19 protein-coding genes are annotated in these 22158 nt (G+C 50.9%); 11 read left to right on the top strand and 8 right to left on the bottom strand.

Going from position 1 to position 22158, the window contains the following annotated elements; translation table 11 throughout:
* Positions 1–393: 393 nt before the first annotated feature.
* Positions 394–966, bottom strand: a complete 573-nt coding sequence (gene yeiP / locus HA49_RS07415) for an elongation factor P-like protein YeiP (RefSeq protein WP_038021615.1) — start codon at positions 964–966, stop codon at positions 394–396.
* Between the two features lie 168 nt (positions 967–1134).
* Between yeiP and HA49_RS07410 the strand changes: the two genes are divergently transcribed.
* The 4 genes from HA49_RS07410 to fruA all read left to right on the top strand — a co-directional run bounded on the left by HA49_RS07410 (position 1135) and on the right by fruA (position 5466).
* The gene (locus tag HA49_RS07410; protein ID WP_072055919.1) at positions 1135–1389 is read left to right on the top strand and encodes a YkgJ family cysteine cluster protein; all 255 of its coding nucleotides are present in this window, start codon (positions 1135–1137) and stop codon (positions 1387–1389) included.
* A gap of 275 nt (positions 1390–1664) precedes the next feature.
* On the top strand, positions 1665–2798 hold the full coding sequence (gene fruB, locus HA49_RS07405; protein ID WP_038021609.1) for a fused PTS fructose transporter subunit IIA/HPr protein: 1134 nt from the start codon (positions 1665–1667) through the stop codon (positions 2796–2798).
* Positions 2795–3733 carry a 1-phosphofructokinase gene (gene fruK, locus HA49_RS07400; protein ID WP_038021606.1) on the top strand — a complete coding sequence of 313 codons (939 nt, stop codon included), beginning with the start codon at positions 2795–2797 and terminating at the stop codon, positions 3731–3733. Before fruB ends, fruK begins: the two co-directional genes overlap by 4 nt.
* A 20-nt stretch (positions 3734–3753) precedes the next feature.
* Positions 3754–5466, top strand: a complete 1713-nt coding sequence (gene fruA, locus HA49_RS07395) for a PTS fructose transporter subunit IIBC (protein WP_038021603.1) — start codon at positions 3754–3756, stop codon at positions 5464–5466.
* A 48-nt stretch (positions 5467–5514) separates the two neighbouring features.
* Here fruA and nfo read toward each other — a convergent pair whose 3' ends face one another.
* Both nfo and HA49_RS07385 read right to left on the bottom strand, forming a co-directional pair.
* A complete protein-coding gene (gene nfo / locus HA49_RS07390) occupies positions 5515–6360 on the bottom strand; it encodes a deoxyribonuclease IV (protein ID WP_038021599.1) in 846 nt (281 codons plus the stop codon).
* Between the two features lie 201 nt (positions 6361–6561).
* Complete coding sequence (locus tag HA49_RS07385) at positions 6562–7620, bottom strand: YeiH family protein (protein WP_046791714.1); 1059 nt, start codon at positions 7618–7620, stop codon at positions 6562–6564.
* A gap of 131 nt (positions 7621–7751) precedes the next feature.
* Here HA49_RS07385 and yieE point away from each other — a divergent pair, with 131 nt between their 5' ends.
* Both yieE and HA49_RS07375 read left to right on the top strand, forming a co-directional pair.
* On the top strand, positions 7752–8618 hold the full coding sequence (gene yieE, locus HA49_RS07380) for a DNA-binding transcriptional regulator YeiE (protein ID WP_038021596.1): 867 nt from the start codon (positions 7752–7754) through the stop codon (positions 8616–8618).
* Between the two features lie 171 nt (positions 8619–8789).
* Entirely contained in the window at positions 8790–10265 is a 1476-nt protein-coding gene (locus tag HA49_RS07375; protein ID WP_038021594.1) for an amino acid permease, read from the top strand.
* 100 nt (positions 10266–10365) lie between these two features.
* On the opposite strand, the gene fghA is transcribed toward HA49_RS07375, so the two are convergent.
* Both fghA and ptrR read right to left on the bottom strand, forming a co-directional pair.
* Positions 10366–11223, bottom strand: a complete 858-nt coding sequence (gene fghA, locus HA49_RS07370) for an S-formylglutathione hydrolase (RefSeq protein WP_038022664.1) — start codon at positions 11221–11223, stop codon at positions 10366–10368.
* A 14-nt stretch (positions 11224–11237) separates the two neighbouring features.
* Positions 11238–12209 (bottom strand): putrescine utilization regulator PtrR, encoded by a 972-nt coding sequence (ptrR, locus tag HA49_RS07365; protein WP_084706387.1) that lies wholly within the window; start codon positions 12207–12209, stop codon positions 11238–11240.
* A 243-nt stretch (positions 12210–12452) separates the two neighbouring features.
* On the opposite strand from ptrR, the gene folE reads away from it, so the two are divergent.
* The 5 genes from folE to mglC all read left to right on the top strand — a co-directional run bounded on the left by folE (position 12453) and on the right by mglC (position 18369).
* A complete protein-coding gene (gene folE, locus HA49_RS07360) occupies positions 12453–13118 on the top strand; it encodes a GTP cyclohydrolase I FolE (RefSeq protein ID WP_038021593.1) in 666 nt (221 codons plus the stop codon).
* Positions 13119–13186: 68 nt separating this feature from the next.
* Positions 13187–14317, top strand: coding sequence for a DUF418 domain-containing protein YeiB (yeiB, locus tag HA49_RS07355; protein ID WP_038021591.1), 1131 nt, complete (start codon positions 13187–13189; stop codon positions 14315–14317).
* Positions 14318–14756: 439 nt separating this feature from the next.
* Positions 14757–15752 (top strand): galactose/glucose ABC transporter substrate-binding protein MglB, encoded by a 996-nt coding sequence (mglB, locus tag HA49_RS07350; RefSeq protein ID WP_038022659.1) that lies wholly within the window; start codon positions 14757–14759, stop codon positions 15750–15752.
* 69 nt (positions 15753–15821) lie between these two features.
* On the top strand, positions 15822–17339 hold the full coding sequence (gene mglA / locus HA49_RS07345) for a galactose/methyl galactoside ABC transporter ATP-binding protein MglA (protein WP_425427714.1): 1518 nt from the start codon (positions 15822–15824) through the stop codon (positions 17337–17339).
* A gap of 19 nt (positions 17340–17358) precedes the next feature.
* On the top strand, positions 17359–18369 hold the full coding sequence (gene mglC / locus HA49_RS07340; RefSeq protein WP_038021587.1) for a galactose/methyl galactoside ABC transporter permease MglC: 1011 nt from the start codon (positions 17359–17361) through the stop codon (positions 18367–18369).
* Here the strand turns inward: mglC and sanA are convergent.
* The 3 genes from sanA to cdd form a co-directional block, all read right to left on the bottom strand.
* On the bottom strand, positions 18320–19207 hold the full coding sequence (gene sanA, locus HA49_RS07335) for an outer membrane permeability protein SanA (protein WP_046791713.1): 888 nt from the start codon (positions 19205–19207) through the stop codon (positions 18320–18322). The genes mglC and sanA overlap by 50 nt on opposite strands.
* Positions 19208–19328: 121 nt before the next feature.
* Entirely contained in the window at positions 19329–21026 is a 1698-nt protein-coding gene (locus HA49_RS07330) for an NAD-dependent malic enzyme (RefSeq protein ID WP_038021585.1), read from the bottom strand.
* 149 nt (positions 21027–21175) lie between these two features.
* Positions 21176–22069, bottom strand: a complete 894-nt coding sequence (cdd, locus tag HA49_RS07325) for a cytidine deaminase (RefSeq protein ID WP_038021582.1) — start codon at positions 22067–22069, stop codon at positions 21176–21178.
* Between the last annotated feature and the right edge of the window lie 89 nt (positions 22070–22158).

The raw sequence follows: 22158 nt of genomic DNA, 5'->3' as shown, positions 1-22158 counted from the left end.
TGAAAACTAACTAAACAGATTATTACAGAAAAACTAAATGAATCTTCAATATTGGAAGTTTTTAACCGGAAAGATCAGCCTGCAATCGCATTCCATCCCCGGAGAGACCCCTTGTGAAGCACGGCAATTATACCGGTTAATCAACAGAGATATTGATCGAATCAGGTGATCGGTTAAGTAAAACTGTAACTGTTTAACAACAGAGCGCAGGAAAAGAGTGAGCTTAAAGAGGAGAGCTTCCGGGACATGAGTTTTAATAGCGAAAGTGGCCGGGTTAAGAGGATAACAGGCAGTGGCCGGGGGAAAGTATTTGCCGGTCAGGGTGAATAAGAACAGTGAAACAGTCTTCCGCGGGATGGACCGGATATCCGGCCCATCCCGGAACATAGCAAATTAATCTGCTCTTCCCATATAACGACGTTCAGGAATGTGAATTCTGATTTTATCGCCATTACTGAGGTACTCAGGAACCTGAATCACCAGCCCTGTGATCATTCCTGCCGGTTTGGTACGTGCGCTGGCAGAGGCACCTTTAATGCCCGGAGAAGTATCTGTGATTTCCATGTCTACCGTCTGGGGGAGTTCCAGCGCCAGAATTTGCCCGTCCATCGTCAGAACATGAATGCCCGGAATACCGCTTTCCGGGATAAACAGCAGCTCTTCTTCGATCTGCTCTTTATTGAAGTGGTAAGGGGTATAGTCCTCATCATCCATAAACACATACTCTTCACCGTCAATATAAGAGAAGGTGACAGCACGGCGGCTCAGGGAAATGGCATCGAGGATATCATCGCCTTTGAAGCGCTCTTCCACTTTCAGACCGGTACGGATATCGGTAAAGCGCATTTTGTACAGAGTTGCTGCGCCACGCGCACTAGGGCTCTGGACATCAATATCTTTCACCAACAGTAACTTTCCGTTCCAGGTGACTGCCATGCCACGTTTTATTTCATTCGCCTTTGGCATTGGATCTCTCTCTATGTAAGCAATTCAGGTTTATGCGCGCAACGTTACTCGTGCAACCGACGGCAGGCAATAGGTTAACAGAGAAATTATTTCATCGCGGCTGTCGGCACTAAGAATTAATGTTACTCTGACGCTTATTATCCTGCCTTGCCTGACCCGGAGTTCTGAGTGAAATGTCGTTCTCATTGTGGCGCTTGCTGTACTGCCCCCTCCATCTCTTCACCTATCCCGGGAATGCCCGACGGTAAACCGGCAAATACTCCCTGCATACAGCTGGACGAAGCTTTACGCTGTCGAATTTTCGGCTCGCCCCTCCGACCGAAAGTCTGCGCCAGTCTGCGGCCTTCTGCAGAGATGTGTGGCGATTCACGGCAACAGGCCCTGGTCTGGTTGCTGGATTTGGAACAGGCAACCGCTCCCTGAACCGGTTTGCTGAAGCTATGCTGACACTCTTCCCCTGAATAATCGCTATCCGCAACACTTCAGTCCCGGGGCCGAATCATCGGTCAAAAAAATTATAAATTGTGCGTAGCCTCAAAATTTTGCAGCATAATTTAGCTTATTTGTTGCGGCTTAAATTTTTGCGGAGCACTATAACTGATACGTTTCAGCCTCATCCGGATCCCTGCTACTGTGCCACGGGATTTTTTTTATCACCGATAGCTGAAACGATTCAACAAGAGATAGCGAGGAGTCCTATGTTCCAGCTCGATGTTAAGGCGATACACACCGGCGCCAGCGCCAGTGATAAAACCGATGCTATTCGTCAGGTAGCTGCTGCGTTAGCGGCTGCCGGTAACGTAACTGAAGCGTATGTCAGCGGTATGCTGGCGCGTGAGCAGCAAACTTCTACTTTCCTGGGCAACGGAATCGCGATCCCCCACGGAACAACAGACACACGTGATCTGGTGCTGAATACCGGCGTTCAGGTATTTCAGTTTCCGCAAGGGGTCAGCTGGGGGGACGAACAGCTGGCCTATGTGGTAATAGGCATTGCAGCGAAATCAGATGAACACCTGACTCTGTTACGTCAACTGACGCATGTATTAAGTGATGACAGTGTGGCTGAAACGCTGAAAACTGCGTCAGCAGAAGAGCTGCGATCTATCCTGATGGGTGAGAAACAGGCCGCTGAGTTTCGTTTTGATGCGTCGATGATAGCCACCGGCGTTACAGCAGAAGAATTGATGACTCTGCAGGCATTGAATGCGGGCAGGCTGAAATCATCCGGCGCTGTGGATACTTCCTTTGTCAGTCAGGTGATTTCCGAACGTCCGTTGAATCTGGGGCAGGGGATCTGGCTGAATGATAGTGCCAGCGGAAATCTGTTCAGTGCCATTGCTGTCAGCCGACCGGCGACCGCATTCACCACACCGGATAATGAGCCGGTAGGCATGCTTATCACCGTGGCGGCTGTTGATGATCAGCCACTGAGCGCACTGGGTTATTTGCATCAGTTACTGGTGAATAAAAAGGCAGAACGGCTTTTATCTGAAGATGCGGCCGGAATTCTGACGCTGCTGACCAGTGAATATACCGAGGTCAGTGAGGCCGTCACCGCTGAGTTTGTGATTCGTAATGAACATGGGCTACATGCCAGACCCAGTACTGCGCTGGTCACCGTCATCAAAAGCTTTAACTGTGATATTACCGTCACCAATCTGGATGGTAGTGGTAAACCCGCCAATGGCCGTAGCCTGATGAAAGTCGTTGCCCTTGGCGTTAAAAAGGGTCACCGACTTCGTTTCACCGCCAGTGGCGAAGATGCAGCAGCGGCGATTGAAGCCATCAGACAGGCTATCGACAGCGGACTCGGGGAGGGCGCAGCATGAGCCGCCGGGTCGCAACAATTACGCTGAATCCTGCTTATGATTTGGTCGGCTTCACGCCGGCTATCGAACGCGGAGAAGTGAATCTGGTAAAAACCGCAGGTCTGCATGCCGCAGGTAAAGGGATTAATGTGGCACGGGTCCTGAAAGATCTGGGGATCGATGTGACGGTGGGTGGATTTCTGGGCAAAGAAAATCAGGATGGTTTTCAGCAACTGTTCAGCGAACTGGGTATTGCTAACCGTTTTCAGGTAGTGCAGGGACGTACCCGGATTAACGTTAAACTCACCGAGCAGGACGGCGAAGTTACGGATTTTAACTTCTCCGGCTTTAATGTCACAGCCCAGGACTGGGAACGTTTCACCACCGACTCTCTGAGCTGGCTGGGACAGTTTGATATGGTCTGCGTGAGTGGCAGCCTGCCAGAAGGTGTAGAACCCGCGGCATTCACTGAGTGGATGAAGGCACTCCGCCTGTTATGCCCATGCATCATCTTTGACAGCAGCCGTGCTGCGTTGGAAGCAGGGCTGAAGGCTGCACCCTGGCTGGTTAAACCTAACCGGCGTGAGCTTGAAATCTGGGCTGGCAAACCGCTGCCGACGCTGCAGGATGTGATAGCCAGTGCCCACCAGTTACGCGAAGAAGGCATCGCCCATGTCGTGATTTCTCTGGGAGCGGAAGGGGCTTTATGGGTCAATGCCTCCGGAGAATGGCTGGCAAAACCGCCGGCCTGTGAAGTGGTTAGCACAGTGGGTGCGGGAGATTCAATGGTCGGTGGGCTGATTTACGGGTTGCTGATGCGCGAGTCAAGTGAGCATACCTTACGGCTGGCAACCGCGGTGGCAGCTCTGGCGGTTAGCCAGAGTAATGTAGGCGTCGCTGACAGAACACAACTGGCAGCCATGATGGCACGTGTCGATTTACAACCCGTGCAATAACAGCAGAAGAGGAATAAATGATGAAAACGCTGCTGATAACTGATGCGTCACTGGGCAAAGCCAGTGCATTCATCGCCGGCAAAGCGGCACAGAGCGCTGCCGAAAAATGCGGACTGATATTCACGACTTCTCCGCAGGAAGCTGAACTGGTGATTGTCGCCGGTGGAACGGTACCTTCAGACAATACCCTGTCAGGAAAAAAAATCTGGCAGGGAGGGTTACAGGCATTGCTGAACGATGCTGAAGCTTTTCTGCATCAGGCGAAAGAACAGGCAGAATTGTGGCAGGCACCGCAGGCGATGAACGCTGCCGCGGCTGATGCTGCCGCGGCTGATGCTGCTGCCAGCAATACTACCGCAAAACGCATTGTCGCTGTGACGGCCTGTCCGACCGGGGTCGCCCATACCTTTATGGCTGCTGAAGCCATTGAGGCCGAAGCGAAAAAACGTGGCTGGTGGTACAAAGTTGAGACCCGTGGATCCGTGGGTGCCGGCAATGCTATCACCCCGGAAGAAGTGGCTGCGGCGGACCTGGTAATTGTTGCTGCCGATATTGAAGTTGACCTGGCAAAATTTGCCGGAAAACCGATGTATCGTACCTCAACCAGTCTGGCCCTGAAAAAAACCGCTCAGGAATTTGATAAAGCGCTGAGTGAAGCCAAAACATTTTCACCCGCCGGTAATAATCAGTCGGCATCGAACAGCGACAGTAATAAAGAGAAATCCGGAGCTTACCGTCACCTGCTGACCGGGGTTTCTTATATGTTACCTATGGTTGTCGCAGGCGGTTTATGTATTGCCTTATCCTTTGCCTTTGGCATTAACGCTTTTAAAGAGGCAGGAACTCTGCCTGCAGCGCTAATGCAAATTGGAGGGTCCACTGCTTTCGCCCTGATGGTGCCGGTACTGGCAGGTTATATTGCCTTCTCGATTGCTGACCGGCCGGGGTTAACACCAGGACTGATTGGCGGGATGCTGGCGAGCAGCACCAATGCTGGTTTCCTTGGCGGGATTATCGCCGGTTTTATTGCCGGTTACGTCGCCAGATTTATCAGTACCCGGCTGAAATTGCCACAAAGTATGGAAGCCCTGAAGCCGATTCTGATCATTCCGTTGCTGGCGAGCCTGGTCACTGGTTTACTGATGATCTATGTGGTCGGAAAACCGGTCGCTGCCATTATGGAATGGCTGACCCACTGGCTGGGTAACATGGGTACGGCGAATGCGGTTCTGCTGGGTGCGGTTCTGGGCGGCATGATGTGTACTGATATGGGCGGGCCGGTAAACAAAGTGGCCTATGCCTTTGGGGTTGGGTTGTTAAGTACCAAAACCTACGGACCGATGGCTGCGATTATGGCGGCAGGCATGGTCCCGCCTCTGGCTATGGGGCTGGCGACCTTACTGGCACGTAGTAAGTTTACTAAAGGCCAGCAGGAAGGAGGCAAAGCCGCGTTGGTTCTGGGGCTGTGCTTTATTTCTGAAGGTGCTATTCCGTTTGCTGCCCGGGACCCTATGCGGGTCATCCCATGCTGTCTGGTGGGGGGGGCGGTGACCGGAGCTATCTCGATGGCTGTCGGAGCACAGTTGATGGCTCCACACGGCGGGTTGTTTGTGTTATTGATCCCCGGAGCCATTACGCCGGTACTGGGGTATCTGTTAGCAATTATCGTCGGGACAGTACTGGCAGGCATTGGTTATGCCATGCTGAAACGTCCGGAAACAGCTACTGCCTGACAGGCGCTGTGTAAAAAGAAAAAGGGCGCCTGGCGCCCTTTTTTATACTCAGGCTGTCTGTTGTGCTTTCAGCCAGGCAATCTCGTCTTTCCAGATCTCCGGATCAACGGTCTCCAGAATTAAAGGGATGCCGTCAAAACGTGAGTCTTTCATTAACCAGCTAAAGACTGTTTCACCAATATTTCCCTGGCCCAGACTATGGTGCCGATCGACCCGGCTGCCAAATTCACTTTTGGCATCGTTGAGGTGCATGCCGCGTAGATAGTTAAAACCGACAATCCGTTCAAATTCACGGAATGTGGCTTCGCACTGTTCGACGCTGCGTAAATCATACCCTGCGGCAAAGGCATGGCAGGTATCAATACAGACACCCACCCGGCTTTTATCTTCGACATGATGAATAATCTCGGCCAGATGTTCGAAACGGAATCCGAGATTGCTACCCTGACCGGCAGTATTTTCAATAACTGCTGTTACACCCTGAGTCTGATCAAGGGCAATATTTATCGACTCCGCAATCAGCTTCAGACACTCTGATTCTGATATCTGTTGCAGGTGGCTGCCGGGGTGAAAGTTTAGCAGAGACAGACCGAGCTGTTCAGCTCGTTGCATTTCATCAATAAACGCTAGCCGGGATTTCTCCAGGGCTTCATTCACCGGATGCCCGAGGTTAATCAGGTAGCTGTCGTGGGGTAAAATTTGTGCAGAGCTGAAATTGTATTTTTCACAGGCCTGGCGAAACGCGCTGATGGTCTCCTGCGTGAGTGCGGCGGCGCGCCATTGCCGTTGATTTTTGGTAAACAGAGCAAAAGCGGTTGCTTCCAATTCATGTGCACGCAGGACCGCATTCTCGACCCCGCCAGCAGCGCTGACATGCGCACCAATAAACTTCATAGCCGTTTCTCCTCAGTTTCGGGCTTCGTGACGATTTATAACACTATAATACCTGAGGAATTCATTCATAACATGCCATCAGAGCAGAATCCCGGGGGGGCCGGACATGAAGTGGCGTCTGACAACGCTATTTCCGGAAATTTAGACTGTAACGCCCCGTAACAGTCGTATGTTACGGGGCAGAGTGACGGGTTTAATTCGTTAGTTCATCAACCGCCATAATCCAAGATTGACCAGACCTCCACCGACAATCAGCCAGATAAACACCATTAAGCCCAGTAACAGTGGTTTCAGGCCGGCTTGTTTCAGTTGTCCTGCTTTGGTAGTCAGCCCCAGGGCGGCCATTGCCATTGCCAGCATCAGATTATCGGCCTGATGGATGACTGTCAGCAGGCGGTCAGGTAGCAGATGAAAAGAGTTAACACAGGCAACCAGGATAAAAATCAAAGCAAACCAGGGGAAAGTCACCTTGCCTTTCTCGCCTGCCTGGTAAGGTGAGTTTCTTTTCATCCACTGACCCAGCAGTAACAGGAAGGGGGCCAGCATCATTACCCGCAGCATCTTGGCAATTACCGCATTGTTTTCCGCATCAGTGCTGATGGAGTGGCCGGCAGCCACTACCTGCGCGACTTCATGAATAGTCGAACCGGTATATATACCAAACTGCGCGGCGCTCAGGCCCGGCAGCAGCGGGTGAACAATCTCCCAGATTAACGGGTAGATAAAGATAGCCGCTGTGCCAAAGATCACCACTGTCGCGACAGCAACCGCCACATTTCCGGCATGAGCTTTTACCACCGGTCCGGTAGCCAGTACGGCGGCGGCACCACATATACTGCTGCCGGCACCAATCAACCAGACGGTTTGACGGTCCAGCTTCAGCCAGTAAATACCCGCTATACAGGTCAGAAAAAAAGTACTACTCAGCATAATGATATCGGTGAGCAAACCCTGATAACCAATATTACTGATTTGCTGGAAGGTCAGGTTGAAGCCGTAAAGGATAATCCCGCCACGTAACAGATAGTGTTTACTGAAGGTGATTCCGGCAGCACAGTGCTCAGTGAAAGATTCCGGCAGCAGATTGCCAATAATAATTCCTGCCAGGATAGCCAGCGTCAGGGCACCCAGCCCCAAACCAGATACCAGATGAAATTGTGACAGCAGGATAGTACCGGTAGCGATAGCCGTGGTCAGCAGAATTCCGCTCAGTTGCCGGAATCCGGTGTCAGGGAAAAATACAGGGTGTTGTGTGCTCATAGCCGTGCTCTCCTTGGGGGTACTGATGTCTATGGTGCAGCGATTTCCTTTAAAAGAGAAATCGATTATAATTTTATAACCAACCATTATAAGTGGTAAGTGAGATCAGCAACGGGCAGGAGAGAGGGACGATGCATATTACATTGCGGCAGTTGGATGTGTTCTGTGGAATAGTCAGATGGGGTTCTACCACCCAGGCTGCCCGACAACTGGCGCTGTCACAGTCAGCGGTCAGTGCTGCTTTGGCAGATCTGGAAAACCAACTGGATGTACAACTGTTTGACCGGGCCGGAAAGCGGCTAATTGTTAACGAACACGGCCGGCTGTTATATCCGAAAGCAGTGTCATTGCTGGAACAGGCAAAAGAGGCGGAACAGTTATTCAGGGATGATGACGGGGCGATTCGTATTGGCGCCAGTAGTACTATCGGCAATTACCTGCTGCCGCAGATGATGGCAAATTATCGTCATGATTTTCCACAGGCTCCCCTGGAACTCACCGTAGGAAACAGCCTGGAGGTCATTCAGGCGGTCGCTGATTTTCGGGTGGATGTCGGGCTGATTGAAGGGCCATGTCACGTGGCTGGGATTGTTAGTGAGAACTGGCTGGAGGATGAGCTGGTCGTATTTGCCGCCCCCCGGTCAGAGATCTTCAGCCAGCCAGTGACTCTGCACAGTCTGGCCCGGTCACCATGGATTTTGCGGGAGAGGGGGTCGGGCACCCGCGAGATTGTCGACTACCTGCTATTGTCCCATCTGCCAAATTTCAGTGTTGCGATGGAACTGGGAAATTCCGAAGCGATTAAGCACGCAGTCCGTCACGGGATGGGGACCAGTTGTTTGTCGCGGCGGGTGATTGCCGATCAGCTGGATAATGGCACTCTCCGTCAGGTCGATATTCCTTTGCCTTCACTGACGCGAACACTGTATCGCATTCATCATCAGCAGAAGCATTTATCCCGTTCACTGCTGCGGTTTCTAAGATACTGCCATGAATAAATATCAGCGAAGAACCACGACCCGCGGCTGCTTCCGTGGCAGGCTCAGGCAGGTTTGCTAATAATTACTGACGAATCATGAAGGTAACTAATAACACAAGTGGTAATGCTATACAGTGATGGCTTTGCTGGTACAATCGCGCCTCATTTTTATCCAGCATAGTGTTTACTGATGAATAATAATTCAAATACCACAGATAAGCCTGCCCTGAAGCGTGTACTGAAAGCCCGCCATCTGACGATGATTGCCATTGGCGGTTCAATCGGAACCGGACTGTTTGTTGCCTCGGGTGCCAGTATTTCTCAGGCCGGTCCGGGCGGTGCGCTCCTCTCTTACGCGATTATCGGTTTGATGGTCTATTTTCTGATGACCAGTCTGGGTGAACTGGCGGCTTATATGCCGGTGTCCGGTTCATTTGCCACTTATGGCGCTAAATATGTTGAAGAGGGTTTCGGCTTCGCGCTTGGCTGGAACTACTGGTACAACTGGGCGGTGACGATAGCCGTCGATCTGGTGGCCGCTCAACTGGTGATGGGCTACTGGTTGCCGGAAGTGCCCGGCTGGGTATGGAGTTGCCTGTTCCTGGCAGTGATTTTTCTGCTGAATGTCATTTCGGTAAAAGGCTTTGGTGAAGCTGAGTATTGGTTTTCTCTGATTAAAGTCGTTACCGTGGTGATCTTCATTATTGTCGGCCTGCTGATGGTGACCGGGATTATGCGGGGTACCGACAGCGGAGGATGGCATAACTGGACGATTGGTGGTGCGCCGTTTGCCGGTGGTTTTTCGGCCATGATTGGTGTGGCGATGATTGTCGGCTTCTCTTTTCAGGGCACAGAACTTATCGGCATTGCGGCGGGTGAATCTGAAAATCCGGGTAAAAACGTCCCACGGGCGGTTCGGCAAGTGTTTTGGCGTATTCTGCTGTTTTATGTACTGGCGATCTTAATCATCAGTCTGTTACTTCCCTATACCGATCCACGGTTGTTGCACAATGATGTGAAAGATATCAGTGTCAGCCCGTTTACCCTGGTATTTCAGAATGCCGGTCTGTTGTCTGCCGCTGCGGTGATGAATGCCGTGATCCTGACTGCGGTGCTGTCTGCCGGTAACTCAGGGATGTACGCTTCAACCAGAATGCTGTTCACTCTGGCTCAGGAAGGGAAAGCCCCAAAAATTTTCGCTCGTCTGACAGAGAATGGTGTGCCGCGGAATGCGCTGATTGCCACCACCGTCGTCGCAGCATTGTGTTTCCTCTCGTCGAAGTTTGGAAATCAGACGGTGTATATGTGGTTGCTGAATACCTCAGGCATGACCGGATTTATTGCCTGGCTGGGTATTGCGGTCAGCCACTATCGGTTCCGCCGCGGCTACATCGCCAAAGGGCTGGATTTGTCCGCATTGTCTTACCGTTCAGGGTTATTCCCACTGGGGCCGGTGTTTGCTTTTGTCCTGTGTCTGTTAATTACCCTTGGGCAGAACTACCAGGCCTTTATGGCCGATACCATTGACTGGTATGGCGTGGCGGCAACCTACATTGGTATCCCGCTATTCCTGGTGATCTGGCTCGGCTACAAGTGGACCCGTGGTACCCGGTTTGTGCGATATCGGGACATGGAATTTCCGGCGGTTGAAAAAAATAATCACTGATTGTCTCTGAAAACCCTGTGATGACTAAACCCATGCTTAGCATGGGTTTTTTTATGGGAAAACCGTCAGACGTCTGGCCGCAACGATTTTATTCTGAGGCTTATTCTTCTGGCAGGCTGACCAGCAGATGACGGGCATGGAAACGCACGTGATCTTCAATCACGCTGGCGATAAAGAAATAACTGTGGTCATATCCCTGTTGCCAGCGCAGGGTAAAATCAAACTGTTGCTGGTGGGCAATCTCTTCCAGAACTTCTGGCTGTAATTGTTCAGGCAGAAAAGAATCTGCGCTGCCCTGGTCTATCAGAACAGGCAGGCGGTGTGCTGCCTGCTGCATCAGGACACTGGCATCATATTGCTGCCAGTCTGCCGCATTTTCTCCAAGGTAGGCGGTGAATGCCTTCTGGCCCCATGGCACCGAGCCCGGGTTAACAATCGGAGCGAAGGCAGAGACTGAAGTAAATCGTCCGGCCTCCCGTAACGCCAGCACCAGAGCGCCATGGCCCCCCATTGAATGCCCCATGATGGCCTGGCGATCGCTGAACGAAAAGTGTTCTGTCAGCAGGGCGGGCAGTTCGCTGGTCAGATAGTCATACATCCGATAATTTTTATCCCAGGGGGCACGGGTCGCATTCAGGTAAAACCCGGCCCCCTGGCCGAGATCGTACGCCGGGTCATCGGCTACATCCTCACCGCGCGGGCTGGTATCCGGCATAATCAGGGCAATACCGGCTTCTGCTGCCAGGCGCTGGGCACCGGATTTTACCGAAAAGTTCTCATCGGTACAGGTCAGGCCTGCCAGACACCAAATCAGGGGAACCGGCTGGTCACCGGCCTGAGGGGGCAGAAACACGCTGAATTTCATCGGGCATCCCAATACCCCGGAGGTATGTTGCCAACGTTGCTGCCGACCGCCAAACATCAGATGTTCTTCACAAAGTGTCAGTTCAGACATGATAGCTCCTGTCATAGTTATCGAATGCAGATCTGCCCTTCAATGGCCGACAGTGCTGCGTATTGTAAGTGTAGTGCCATAAAGCGCCAGGACGTCAGGGGACAGAGCTGCCACCTGCTGTGGGCTGAGCAAAAAAATGTCAGCATGAGCTGTTTCATAGCATCGACATTCGGAGTAAATGCATCCCGCCTCCAAATCAGACAGGTGGATACCTTACCATATTGCGGGGGCAGGGCATGGGTTCGGATGCGGGTACGATCACTGATTTGTGCCAGAACAGAGGCCGGTGTAATCGCCAGCCCGGCACCGCCGGCAACACAGGCAATCATTGCATGATAAGAGTGGATTTCCATAATACTGCCAGGTTGAGCGCCACCGTCTCTGAACCAGTCCTCAAGTTTCATCCGGTAGGAACAACTGTTGCGAAAGGCAAAAAAAGTCTTACCCTGCACATCCTGCGGACAGGTCACGGTTTGGTGTTCGCTGCTGGTGATCAATACCAGCTCTTCGTCAAACGCGACACAACTGTCCAGTTCATCATAGCCTTCCGGACTGTCGGCCAGTGCCGCTGCCACCGTACCTTCCCGGACATGATCGATAATCTCACCGGAAGTCCCGGTAATCAGTGACAAAGAGACGGCCGGATAGCGTTGGTGAAATGCCGAAAGTAAGCCCGGCAGCCGGGTCGCGGCCGTGCTTTCCATGGTGCCCAGCGCAAAATTACCGGCGGGTTCCCCCTGGCGGGTCATATTCAGCGCTTCTTCACTTAAGGCCAGGATTCGCCTTGCATAGCTGAGAAAATTATGCCCCATCGGTGACAGGCGAACCCGTTGCTTTTCGCGGATCAACAGATCAGCTCCCAGCTCTTCTTCCAGCTGTTTAAGCCGGGTGGTCAGATTGGAAGGAACACGGTGCAGTAATTCAGCCGCACGGGCGACAGAACCGGTTTCGGCCACTGCACAAAACATCCGAAGCTGCACCAAATCCATAACGATTCTCTTTAGGTAATTCAGGTAATTCGGGTCTTTCACCCGGGTTTTGGATTGTATGCGCTGTTACAGAGCCAGGCAACCGTGATATTTCCGCGTTGGACAGTGAAAAAATTTTTAGCAATGAACGATGATGATCAGCGTAAGAGACTGGATAATCCGTGCCGACTGCTTCACAATATGCACTGTTTATGATGCTCCGTCCATGTAAGGGCAGAGAATTCACCTGCCGGAGAATAATGAATGTCCCTTTTTAGTCAGGAAGCGGTGCTGGTCCATGAAGCCCTGGTAGCACGCGGTCTTGAAACCCCGTTACGCAAACCTGCCCGTGAACTGGATGATCAGGCTCGTAAAACCCTTATCGCGGGTCATATGACCGAAATTATGCAACTGCTCAATCTGGATTTGCAGGATGATAGTCTGACCGAGACTCCGCATCGCATCGCCAAAATGTATGTCGATGAGATTTTTTCCGGACTGGACTATGCTAATTTCCCGAAAATCACGGTCATCGAAAACAAGATGAAGGTTGATGAAATGGTGACGGTACGTGACATTTCTCTGACCAGTACCTGTGAACACCATTTCGTCACTATCGACGGTAAAGCCACCGTGGCGTATATCCCGAAAGATAAGGTGATTGGTTTATCTAAAATAAACCGCATCGTGCAGTTTTTTGCCCGCCGCCCTCAGGTTCAGGAACGTCTGACCCAACAGGTTCTGGTGGCACTGCAAACATTGCTTGGCACCAATAATGTGGCTGTGTGTATTGATGCCGTTCACTACTGTGTGAAAGCGCGCGGTGTTCAGGATGCGACCAGTGCGACAACTACGACCTCGCTGGGTGGGTTGTTCAAGTCGAGCCAGAATACCCGTCAGGAATTTTTACGCTCAGTCAGACATAACTGATTTTCCTGTCTGTGGAGACTGCCGAAGTACGGCAGTCTCCTGTTTACTGATCCCCGTCAGGATACCTCATGCCGCGTTACCCTCAACTGGACTTTATTCGTGGTGTAGCCATCGCCGGAATTCTGTTGCTCAATATTGTCAGTTTTGCCCTGCCGTCAGCCGCGTATCTCAATCCCGCATGGTCGGGCACTATCAGCCTGCCTGACACCGTCAGTTGGGCGCTGACCGAAATCTTTGCCCGGCTGAAGTTTCTTAACCTGTTCGCCTTGTTGTTTGGTGCCGGTCTGGTGTTTCAGATACCCAAGGGAGGAGGATGGATCCAGTCACGGCTGGGATGGTTGATTGCTTTTGGGGTACTGCATGCTTTACTGCTGTGGGAAGGCGATATTCTGGTCGCCTGGGGGCTGGCGGGCATGCTGAGCTGGCGACTGATACGTGATGCCCGTTCAGCAGAACTACTAATGCGTACCGGGGGGCTGCTGTATGCCTTTGGCTGTCTGATGTTACTGGTCTTTGGCCTGATCTCCGGCGGGACAGGGGGCAGTGACTGGCTGCCTGGCCAGTCCGAAATTATCTATGAGCAACAGATTAAGCTGCATGGCGGTATGCTGGCTTTTGATTACCGGCTCGATCATCTGGGCTCAATGCTGGTGTCGTTTTTCTGTCAGTACGGCTGGGAGTTATCGGGGCTGATGCTGGTGGGCGCGGCACTGGTACACAACGGCTGGTTAATTGGCAAACGTAGTCAGGCTGACTATTTCCGTGATGCCAGACGGCTGCTGATCCCTGGACTGTTGCTGGAGTGTGCGGGAGCCCTGGCACAATGGCAGACCGGATGGTCATTCCGCTGGAGCGGTTTTTATCTGCAATTGCCAGGTGAAATTGCCAGTCCTCTGGTCAGTCTTGGCTACGTAGCACTGGTACTAGGCAGCTGGAAAAAAATATCGGCGACCAGATTGAATACTGTGTTTTCTGCTATCGGTCGGTTGGCTCTGAGTAACTATCTGCTTCAGACACTGGTATGCACACTGATTTTTTCGATCGGTGGTTTATTTATGCATTTTAGTCGCTGGCAACTACTGATGATTGTACCCCTGGTATGGCTGATTAACGGGATGTTTTCAGTTGGCTGGTTACACTTCTTTCGTCAGGGGCCAATGGAAAGATTGTGGCGCTGGCTGACACAAAAAACGGCCTGAGGTTGTGATTTAACCTGTCATGTGTAATCGCTTCCACTTTTCTTTGCTGAAATCTGTGTTCCCTTGCTGCTGTAAAGGGCTCTCCTGTCCTGACAAAGGGCAATTGTGACTGCGTGGCAAGCTGAATCGCCATGTATCCTGCTGTAATCCCCGTAAAATGTGTAGTGGATCACCCTTCATGATTCTGCCTGATGTAAACGGTTTCAATTTGTGACTAATTTCACATTACGGCAACATCTCACCCCCTAGTATAAGCTCATTACCTGTATCAGTTGTAATGGTGCAGGGCTGTCAGCTATTACCTTATAAAACTTACCGATATTCCACCCGGAATACAGGTAATAGCCTGACCCTTTGGGCGGGGAAACCGCAATATTTTTTTGAGCCTTTAAGCATCGTCATTATTAACGATGCTGGCCTGTCGTTAACCGGAGTCGTTATGAAAACAAGGGTACTTGCTCTGACAGTATTAATGGCAGGAATGATGGCATCTTTTGCCAGTCATGCTGCTGACGCGCGTATTGGTGTGACGATTTATAAATATGACGATAATTTTATGTCAATGGTCCGCAAGGATATTGAGAAAGAAGCCAAAGCGGTCGGTGGTGTGCAGTTATTAATGAATGACTCGCAGAATGACCAGTCCAAACAGAATGACCAGATTGATGTATTAATGGCGAAAGGGGTTAAAGTGTTGGCAGTTAACCTTGTTGACCCGGCAGCCGCACCTACGGTGATTGATAAGGCCCGCAGTAATGATGTCCCGGTGGTATTTTTTAACAAAGAACCAACGGCAAAAGCACTCGCCAGTTATGACAAGGCCTATTATGTAGGTACAGATTCTAAAGAGTCCGGTGTTATTCAGGGGCAGCTGATTGAAAAACACTGGAAGGCTAATCCTGGCTGGGATTTAAATAAAGACGGTGTATTACAGTATGTATTACTGAAGGGCGAACCCGGGCATCCTGATGCTGAAGCTCGTACCCGCTATGTTATCGAAACACTTAATAAAGATGGCATAAAAACCCAACAGCTGGCGTTGGATACCGCTATGTGGGATACCGCGCAGGCGAAAGATAAGATGGATGCCTGGTTGTCAGGACCGAATGCCAACAAGATTGAAGTCGTTATCGCTAACAACGATGCGATGGCAATGGGGGCTGTTGAAGCCCTGAAGGCACACAATAAAGCGTCTGTTCCGGTGTTTGGCGTCGATGCATTACCTGAAGCCCTGGCACTGGTTAAATCGGGTCAGATGGCAGGAACGGTATTGAATGATGCGGAAAATCAGGCTAAAGCCGTAGTAGATATGTCTAAAAATCTGGCTGAGGGTAAACCTGCCACGGAAGGGACTGCATTTACCCTGAAAGATAAAATCGTCCGTGTCCCCTACGTACCGGTTGACCGCGATAATTTATCTAAATTCGTAAAATAATCATCAGCAGGGCGCAGTCTCAGACTGCGCCCTTATTTTGTCTGTTGTCTGATAGCCGGAGATGAACTGGTGAGTGAACCCGATAACAACCATGGTGAATTTTTGCTGCAAATGCAGGACATCAGCAAAAGCTTCCCCGGCGTTAAAGCGCTTGACCATGTGAATTTAGATGTCCGGCCTTATTCTATCCATGCATTAATGGGCGAAAACGGTGCCGGAAAATCGACATTATTAAAATGTCTGTTTGGTATTTACAGCAAAGACAGCGGAAAAATATTATTCCGTGGCAAAGAAGTTAATTTTAAAAGCGCTAAAGAAGCTCTGGAAAATGGTGTTTCAATGGTACATCAGGAATTAAATCTGGTGACCCAGCGCAGCGTGATGGACAATATGTGGCTTGGCCGTTATCCGTTAAAAGGAATATTTGTCGACCAACATAAAATGTACCAGGACACTAAACAGATTTTTGATGAACTGGATATTAATATCGATCCACGGGATAAAGTCGCAACGTTATCTGTTTCACAGATGCAGATGGTGGAAATCGCCAAAGCGGTCTCCTATGATGCACGGATCGTTATTATGGATGAACCCACTTCCTCCCTGACAGAAAAAGAAGTTAATCATCTGTTTACTATAATCCGTAAGCTAAAAGATCGTGGCTGTGGAATCGTCTATATCTCTCACAAAATGGAAGAAATATTCCAGTTGTGTGACGACATTACGGTATTACGCGACGGGCAGTGGATTGCGACCCAACCACTGGCCGGGATGAATATGGAACAGATCATCGCCATGATGGTGGGGCGTTCTCTGACTCAACGCTTCCCTGACAAACAAAATCACCCCGGTAATGTGATCCTTGAAGTGAGAAATCTGACTTCGCTGCGTCAGCCTTCTATCCGGGATATCTCCTTTGACCTGCATGAGGGGGAAATCCTCGGAATTGCCGGTCTGGTGGGTGCCAAGCGTACCGATATCGTGGAGACACTGTTCGGACTACGGGAAAAATCGGGTGGCACAATCCGTTTGCACGGACGACCGATTAAAAATCATAGTGCTAATGAAGCCATTAATCATGGGTTTGCGCTGGTCACCGAAGAGCGGCGGACGACCGGCATCTATGCCTACCTGGATATTGGATTTAACTCGCTGATCTCGAATATTAAAAAGTACAAAAACAGCCTTGGATTTCTGGATAACAGCCGGATGAAGAGTGATACGCAGTGGGTGATTGATGCGATGCGGGTAAAAACACCCGGCCATCATACCTCCATTGGTTCTCTCTCCGGGGGGAATCAACAAAAGGTCATCATTGGGAGGTGGCTGCTGACTCAGCCTGAGATTTTGATGTTGGATGAGCCCACCCGTGGCATTGATGTTGGCGCAAAGTTTGAGATTTACCAGCTCATTTCTGAGCTGGCTAAAAGAGGCAAGGGCATCATTATTATCTCTTCGGAGATGCCGGAGCTATTGGGGGTCACTGACCGTATCCTGGTCATGAGCAATGGCAGGGTTGCAGGCATTGTCGATACAAAAACCGCGACACAGAACGAGATCATCCGTCTGGCATCGTTGCATCTTTAATGAAGTAAGGGCTGTGATAATGAAAGCAACCACTAAAAAAAATCTGCTGACATGGGTAAAAGAAGGGGGAATCTATATTGTTCTGCTGCTGTTGTTGGGCATTATCATTTTCCAGGACCCGACGTTTTTGAGCCTGATGAACCTCAGTAACATTCTGACTCAGTCTTCTGTCAGGATTATTATTGCGTTGGGGGTCGCGGGACTGATAGTCACTCAGGGAACTGACTTATCTGCCGGGCGTCAGGTAGGGCTGGCGGCGGTGGTGGCTGCCACGCTGCTTCAGGCAATGGACAATGCCAATAAAGTCTTTCCCCATATGGCGGCATTACCCATTCCTTTGGTTATCCTGATCGTCTGTGCTATTGGCGCAGTCATAGGGTTAGTTAACGGAATTATCATCGCCTACCTCAAAGTCACCCCCTTTATCACTACGCTGGGAACCATGATTATCGTCTACGGAGTTAACTCTCTCTATTACGATTATGTGGGGGCATCACCTGTCGCCGGATTTGAGCATAATTTTTCACAGTTTGCTCAGGGCTTTATGCGATTTGGCGATTTCAAACTTTCCTATATCACTTTCTATGCGGTAGTGGCGATTGTCCTGGTATGGATCCTGTGGAATAAAACCCGTTTCGGAAAGAACATATTCGCCATCGGTGGAAATCCTGAAGCGGCGAGAGTCTCTGGGGTCAATGTGCCGTTAAACCTGATACTGATTTATGCTTTATCCGGGGTATTTTATGCCTTCGGCGGTATGCTGGAAGCAGGGCGTATTGGTAGTGCGACCAACAATCTGGGTTTTATGTATGAACTGGATGCGATTGCAGCTTGTGTCGTCGGCGGAGTCTCCTTCGCCGGAGGGGTGGGAACTGTCGCCGGGGTGGTGACCGGGGTAATTATCTTTACGGTGATCAACTATGGGCTGACTTACATCGGGGTCAATCCCTACTGGCAGTACATTATTAAAGGCGCGATCATTATTTTTGCGGTGGCACTGGATTCTCTGAAGTATTCCCGGAAGAAGTAGCAGAAATGGCCGGAGTTTCGGCCGGATCCTGCTTATCCGCGGCGGACGGTATCTGAGGGGTATCGTCCGCCGCTGCTTTTTCTGTCTCTGCAGGTGGGTGGTCTTTATCATTCACCGTCTCAGAGGCTGATTTGCGGCTTAACTCATCCAGTTGCTGAGGGGTGATTGCCGGATAACCCGGGCCATTTTCCGGGATTTCAGGCACGGCAGGAATAGGCACCAGTGGACCCAGGAAACGCGGTTCACTGCGGAAAATGTACAGGTCAGCCAGAGCAGCCAGCCGTGCTCCGACTTCGCGTATCCGAATGCCCAGCATATTTTTTGGCGACGGAACGGCGTAGCACTGGGCCTGAATTCCCTGGTGCATCGCTATAAACAACGCGCGTTCACAGTGAAAACGCTGGGTGATAATAATAAAATCGTTAGTATCAAATACCTTGCGGGTGCGGATGATTGAATCCAGCGTACGAAAGCCGGCATAGTCCAGCACGATATCGGCCGGGTCGACACCTTCCTTAATCAAATCTTTGCGCATGGTGCGGGGTTCATTATAACTTTGCAGCGCATTATCTCCGCTTAATAGCAGGTAATTCACCTTTCCGCTATTATAGGCATTCAGTGCGCCCTGAATACGATACAGATAATACTGATTCGGCTCACCTCCGCGGTAATACTTGGAGGTGCCGAGTACCACCCCCACTTCACGATGGGGTAAATCACTGATGTTTTCGTAAATATAAGGCGCAGTTTTCCAGCTGATCCATCGATCAAGACCCAATGCAGTGATCCCTGCCAGCAGGATCAGGCAACAGATAATGGTTAAGATGCGTTTCAGCATGCGGCCTTATGACTCACTGGTTGATAGTTGAAAGTGACCCAAGGGTACTTGAGCCACTTGCGACAGGCAAGACTGATGTGTGACCCGGCGAAAGACACGCGCTATTACCGGGTCACGGACATCAGATAGATGTACGGCGGTAATGGCGGTACTGAGGTTTCCAGAAATTATCTTCTACTGCCTGAGTCAGGACTTCTTCAGAGGTTTCTATAGCAACGCCTGCCGCCTGGGCGGCTTTAGCTACCTCAATGGCAATGTAGCGAGATACCTGCTGAATATCTTTCAGTTCCGGTAAGACCGGGCCTTCACCTTTGGTAGCCAGTGGAGAACAATCTGCCAGTGCACGGCTGGCGCTCATCAGCATGGAGTCGGTGATCCGGCTGGCTTTTGAGGCGATAACACCCAGTCCGATACCCGGGAAGATATAGGCATTATTACACTGGGCAATCGGGTAGGTTTTATCTTTCCAGCTGACCGGCGCGAACGGGCTTCCGGTAGCGACCAGTGCAGCACCTTCCGTCCAGGCGATCAGGTCTGCCGGGACTGCTTCAACACGGGATGTCGGGTTAGACAACGGCATAATGATAGGGCGAGGGCAGTGGCTGTGCATTTCACGGATAATTTCTTCTGTGAACAGTCCCGGCTGACCAGAAACCCCGACTAATACCGTCGGCTTCGCATTGCGGACCACGTCCAGTAGCGAAATTGCGTCATTTTCTACCTGCCAGCCAGCCACATCCTCAGAGGCCTGGATCAGACGGGTCTGGAAAGGTAACAGATTAGGTAGCTTATCGGTCAGTAAACCATAACGGTCGACCATCATCACCCGGCGACGGGCTTCAGCATCGCTCAGACCTTCGGCCTTCATTTCAATAATGATCTGCTCGGCAATCCCACACCCGGCAGAACCTGCCCCCAGGAAAACTACAGTCTGGTCAGAAATCTTGCCACCGGCAGCACGACTGGCGGCGATCAGCGTTCCCACAGCGACTGCTGCGGTGCCCTGAATATCATCGTTGAAACAGCACAGTTCATCACGGTATTGCTCCAGCAATGGCATGGCGTTTTTCTGAGCAAAATCTTCAAACTGCAGCAGAACATTGGGCCAGCGACGTTTTACCGCAGAGATAAATTCATGAATAAATTCTGCATATTCCTCGCCTCCAATCCTCGGGTTGCGCCAGCCCATATACAACGGATCGTTTAGCAACTGCTGGTTATTGGTTCCGACATCCAGCGCGACAGGCAGCGTGTATGCCGGGCTGATACCCCCACAGGCGGTATACAGAGATAATTTGCCGATAGGGATCCCCATTCCGCCGATCCCCAGGTCACCCAGTCCAAGGATCCTTTCACCATCGGTAACAACAATGACTTTGACGTTCTGTTTGGTCGCATTTTGCAGCATATCTTCGATATGCTCACGGTTGGGATAAGAAATAAATACCCCACGGGCGCGGCGGTAGATCTCGGAAAAGTGTTCGCAAGCGGTGCCTACCGTCGGGGTATAAATGATAGGCATGACTTCTTCAAGGTGGTCATCCAGCAGGCGGTAAAACAGGGTTTCATTCGTGTCCTGAATATTTCGCAGATAAACGTGCTTATCGTTGTTATTCTTGAACTCCTGAAACTGGTGCCAGGCACGCTCAGCCTGTTCCTCAATGGTTTCAACGGTTTCCGGCAGGAGACCATTAAGATTAAATTCGTTACGCTCATCCCGTGTAAAGGCACTGCCTTTGTTAAGTAACGGAAATTCGAGAAGAATAGGACCCGCGTAAGGGATGTATAACGGGCGTTTGCTTTCGTAGTCGAGTTCCATGTCGTGCATGCTCCTCAGAATAGACTCCGGTGACCGCACAGTGTCACCGAAGATGTCAGTGTCAGACAAAAATATAGCGTTAACCGCCGAATGATAAGTAGAAAAGATCAATAAATTGTTAATGATGACGCAAATTTGACCAACAATATTCAGGGCGCTGTCTGCAGAGCGATCACCTGCAGCTGGTGGCAACCCAGATCCTCGAGTGTTGCACGGGTAGCTTTGTGCTGACTCAGTTTGGCTCCGGCGGTCTCAGCCAGTACGGCCTGACGAATCGCATGACAATCTCCGCCCTGTAAATTCATTAAAATTAGTGCAGATTGTAGCGGCGGTAACGACGGGTTATAGGCGGCATTTTCGGCGTAGCGTCCGGCGTAAACGGTACCTTTATCACTTAACAGAGCAACGCCACTGTAAGCGCCGGAATAGGGGGCATAGCTGGCAGCAGCTGCCTGAATGGCGGCATTGATCAGGGGATCCTGATGGCCGACAAAAGATTGTGTATCTTCATCCATCAACACCTGACTAATTTGCAAATCAGCAGGACCGAAGGCTTCCGGCAGATATTCTGCCAGAGTCCGCGGCGGCCGGCCGGGCAGACATACCTGCAGCAATCCTCCGCTGTTTAGTTCGTTCATAAATTGCCGGCAATGCCCGCAGGGGGTGTAGTTGACCGTAATAGCGACCAGTTGCTTTTCTCCGGAGAGCCAGGCATGAGTCACTGCACACTGTTCTGCATGAATGGTTTGTTGTAAAGGAGCGCCGCTAAACTCCATATTGGCCCCGAAGTACCAGTGACCGCTAATGCCGCGTGCGATAGCCCCGACATTGAATTCAGATAATGGCGTCAGCGCACAACTGGCGGCCAGAGGCAACAGCGCAAGAGCCAGCGCATTTTCGTCTAAGCCGCTGCGTGCCATGAGCCGTGAGATAGTTTGCGGATCAAGGATAGCCTTAAATTGTGAGCTGTCGATGAGCGGCAATAATTCCTGCTGTAAGATGGCATCAAGGTTCGCAAAAGCGGATCTGTATCGTGGGTGCATACCATGCCTCATTCAATGAACCTAAGTTGGGTAGGTTTTTATATGTGATCTCTGTCAAATGTACAATGTAACCGTCAGTTTTGATTACA

Origin of the sequence: Tatumella morbirosei, assembly GCF_000757425.2 — a bacterium.
GTDB classification, from domain to species: Bacteria; Pseudomonadota; Gammaproteobacteria; order Enterobacterales; family Enterobacteriaceae; genus Tatumella; species Tatumella morbirosei.
The sequence above is the reverse complement of the archived record's forward strand: the minus strand, read 5'-3'. Positions and strand labels throughout refer to the sequence as shown.

Bases quoted from the DNA above. Each gene is read 5' to 3' on its own strand.
- yeiP (WP_038021615.1), bottom strand. From the start codon at position 966: ATGCCAAAGGCGAATGAAATAAAACGTGGCATGGCAGTCACCTGGAAC.
- fruB (WP_038021609.1), top strand. From the start codon at position 1,665: ATGTTCCAGCTCGATGTTAAGGCGATACACACCGGCGCCAGCGCCAGT.
- fruK (WP_038021606.1), top strand. From the start codon at position 2,795: ATGAGCCGCCGGGTCGCAACAATTACGCTGAATCCTGCTTATGATTTG.
- fruA (WP_038021603.1), top strand. From the start codon at position 3,754: ATGAAAACGCTGCTGATAACTGATGCGTCACTGGGCAAAGCCAGTGCA.
- nfo (WP_038021599.1), bottom strand. From the start codon at position 6,360: ATGAAGTTTATTGGTGCGCATGTCAGCGCTGCTGGCGGGGTCGAGAAT.
- HA49_RS07385 (WP_046791714.1), bottom strand. From the start codon at position 7,620: ATGAGCACACAACACCCTGTATTTTTCCCTGACACCGGATTCCGGCAA.
- yieE (WP_038021596.1), top strand. From the start codon at position 7,752: ATGCATATTACATTGCGGCAGTTGGATGTGTTCTGTGGAATAGTCAGA.
- HA49_RS07375 (WP_038021594.1), top strand. From the start codon at position 8,790: ATGAATAATAATTCAAATACCACAGATAAGCCTGCCCTGAAGCGTGTA.
- ptrR (WP_084706387.1), bottom strand. From the start codon at position 12,209: ATGGATTTGGTGCAGCTTCGGATGTTTTGTGCAGTGGCCGAAACCGGT.
- folE (WP_038021593.1), top strand. From the start codon at position 12,453: ATGTCCCTTTTTAGTCAGGAAGCGGTGCTGGTCCATGAAGCCCTGGTA.
- yeiB (WP_038021591.1), top strand. From the start codon at position 13,187: ATGCCGCGTTACCCTCAACTGGACTTTATTCGTGGTGTAGCCATCGCC.
- mglB (WP_038022659.1), top strand. From the start codon at position 14,757: ATGAAAACAAGGGTACTTGCTCTGACAGTATTAATGGCAGGAATGATG.
- mglC (WP_038021587.1), top strand. From the start codon at position 17,359: ATGAAAGCAACCACTAAAAAAAATCTGCTGACATGGGTAAAAGAAGGG.
- sanA (WP_046791713.1), bottom strand. From the start codon at position 19,207: ATGCTGAAACGCATCTTAACCATTATCTGTTGCCTGATCCTGCTGGCA.
- HA49_RS07330 (WP_038021585.1), bottom strand. From the start codon at position 21,026: ATGGAACTCGACTACGAAAGCAAACGCCCGTTATACATCCCTTACGCG.
- cdd (WP_038021582.1), bottom strand. From the start codon at position 22,069: ATGCACCCACGATACAGATCCGCTTTTGCGAACCTTGATGCCATCTTA.